Source organism: Streptomyces spinoverrucosus (assembly GCF_006539505.1).
GTDB lineage: Bacteria > Actinomycetota > Actinomycetes > Streptomycetales > Streptomycetaceae > Streptomyces > Streptomyces spinoverrucosus.
Genome location: NZ_BJND01000166.1, coordinates 1 through 1,976, shown reverse-complemented (window position 1 = coordinate 1,976; position 1,976 = coordinate 1). Strand labels below are relative to the sequence as shown.

The 1,976-nt window shown below is 70.7% G+C and carries 3 protein-coding genes; all 3 read left to right on the top strand.

The genetic code is table 11. The features are described 5' to 3' along the window. Positions 1-340 (top strand): hypothetical protein (locus tag SSP24_RS42290; RefSeq protein ID WP_308794851.1); only part of this gene is annotated, 340 nt, incomplete at its 5' end. Continuing rightward, complete coding sequence (locus SSP24_RS42285) at positions 337-1,170, top strand: bifunctional DNA primase/polymerase (protein WP_141316566.1); 834 nt, start codon at positions 337-339, stop codon at positions 1,168-1,170. The genes SSP24_RS42290 and SSP24_RS42285, both read left to right, overlap by 4 nt. Before the next feature lie 2 nt (positions 1,171-1,172). Further along, on the top strand, positions 1,173-1,976 hold an 804-nt coding region (locus SSP24_RS42280; protein WP_507772851.1), incomplete at its 3' end, for an AICE element replication initiation protein.

Genomic DNA, 1,976 nt, shown 5'->3' with positions numbered 1-1,976 from the left:
CCCGACCGACAACGGGCGAGTGCCTCACGAGCCCATCCGGGCAGTCCACCACCGGACCGCGACCCGACCGGACGGCAGCACCGTACTGACCCTGTTCACCGTCGCAGGCCCGTACGTCCTGACCGAAGACCGTTTCGAACTGGACCCGTACCTGACCCGTGCCCTGCTTCGCGACCTGACCCGCGACCTCCACGGCATCCCCGACCCCGGACCGCGCCCCGAATCCGCCGCCCTGATCGCCGCTCTCGACAGCGACGACCCCACCGCGTTCAGCACCGCCCTGGACGCCTACACCGCCCGCCTGCACGCCCTGTGGATGAACGGGGGCCAGGCGGCATGAACGACCACCTGCGCACCGCGCTCGAACTGGCTGCCTCGCAGATTCCGGTGTTGCCGCTGCGGGCGGGGAAGGTGCCGTTCGGCAACTGCCGTCGCTGCGCGGACAACGCGTGCGGCGGCCGGCCGAACATGAAGAACCCTGGACCGTGCGCTTGCCCCGGCCCGTGCCACGCGTGGGCCGCCGCGACCACCGACCCGGACGTCATCAACTCCGGGCCCTGGCGCCGCGCGTGGATGCGGGCTGAGGCGGTCGCCTATCACCCGGGCGGGGCGGGGCTGACGGTCGTGGACCTGGACGACGCCGACGCGATCACATGGGCCCGCGAGAAGCTGCCCGCCACGCAGGTTGTGCCCACCACCCGGGGCGAGCACTGGCTCTACCTCGGTCGGATGCAGTCCGCGAACGCGGTTCGGCCCGGCGTGGACATCAAGTCCACGATGGCCTACGCCCGCTGGCTCGGGTTCGGCACCGGCACCATGGCCTACCTGCCCGATGCCGTCCGCGCCCTGGTGATGAAGGAACCCCCCACGGTCCAACCGACGGCCGTCACGGTGTCCGCACTGACCGGGGGCGGGGAGTGCCCTCACCACACACCCGCCTACCTGGAGCGTGGCATCGCCATGGCCCAGCAGCGCATCACCGAAGCCCGCAGCGGGGTGCATGCCACCGTCTACAGCACGTTCCTCGCCGTGCTGTCCACGCACGGCCGGTGCGGCTGCCTCACCGACGCGCACGTCGCGCGACTGTTCACCGCCGCGCAGGCCAAGGGTGAATCGCCCCGGCACTGCACCGACGCGTGGACCAACGCCCGTACCAGGTTGGGACTGTGACCATGTCCGACGACGAGAAGACACCGGCCCGCGAGGTCATCACCGACTACGCGCAAGCGCACTTCCGGTACTTCCGCACCGCCGACGGCACCGTGTACGCGCAGAAGAACGGCCACCCCGTGGCCCGCCCGATCCGTTCCCAGGGCACCACGGGCAGTCACCGCCAGGAACTCATGGTTGGCCTGTTCAAGGACGGGATCGGCGTGTTCAACGGGACCGCCCTCAAGGAAGCGTTGGACCTGATCGAAGCACTCGCGCTGACCGAGGCCGTGCAGCCCGTCCACATCCGCGTCGCCCCCGGATTCGACGGGGCGACGTGGCTGGACCTGGGACGTAGCGACGGGAAGTCCGTCCGCATCCACCCCACCGGCTGGGACGTGCTCACGCCCGACCCGCGCGAGGTGTGCTGGCGGCGCACCCAGCTCACCGGCGAACTGCCCCTGCCGGCCAAGGACACCAACGGCAAGGGCATCGACCTCCTGCTCCGCCTGTGCAACTTCGCCAACGCCGAGACCGAATGCCTGGCTATCGCCTGGCTCATAGGCTGCCTCGGGCCGTCCGTGCCCGTCCCCGCTCCGTTCCTCACCGGACCGCAGGGCGCGGGCAAGTCCACCGGCGGGCGGATGCTCGTGCGGGTCATCGAGGGCACGAGCGGGGACCTGCGCCGGGCGCCGAAGGATGAGGAGAACCTGATCGCAGCGGTGGCGGCCGGATGGGTCACCGCCCTGGACAACCTCTCCCACATGACGCCGGACCTGTCCGACGCCATGTGCTGCATCGTCACCGGCGCCGAGAACGTCAAACGC

What these genes read in the sequence shown, in the direction of transcription:
- SSP24_RS42285 (WP_141316566.1), top strand. Translation starts at nt 337, where the DNA reads ATGAACGACCACCTGCGCACCGCGCTCGAACTGGCTGCCTCGCAGATT.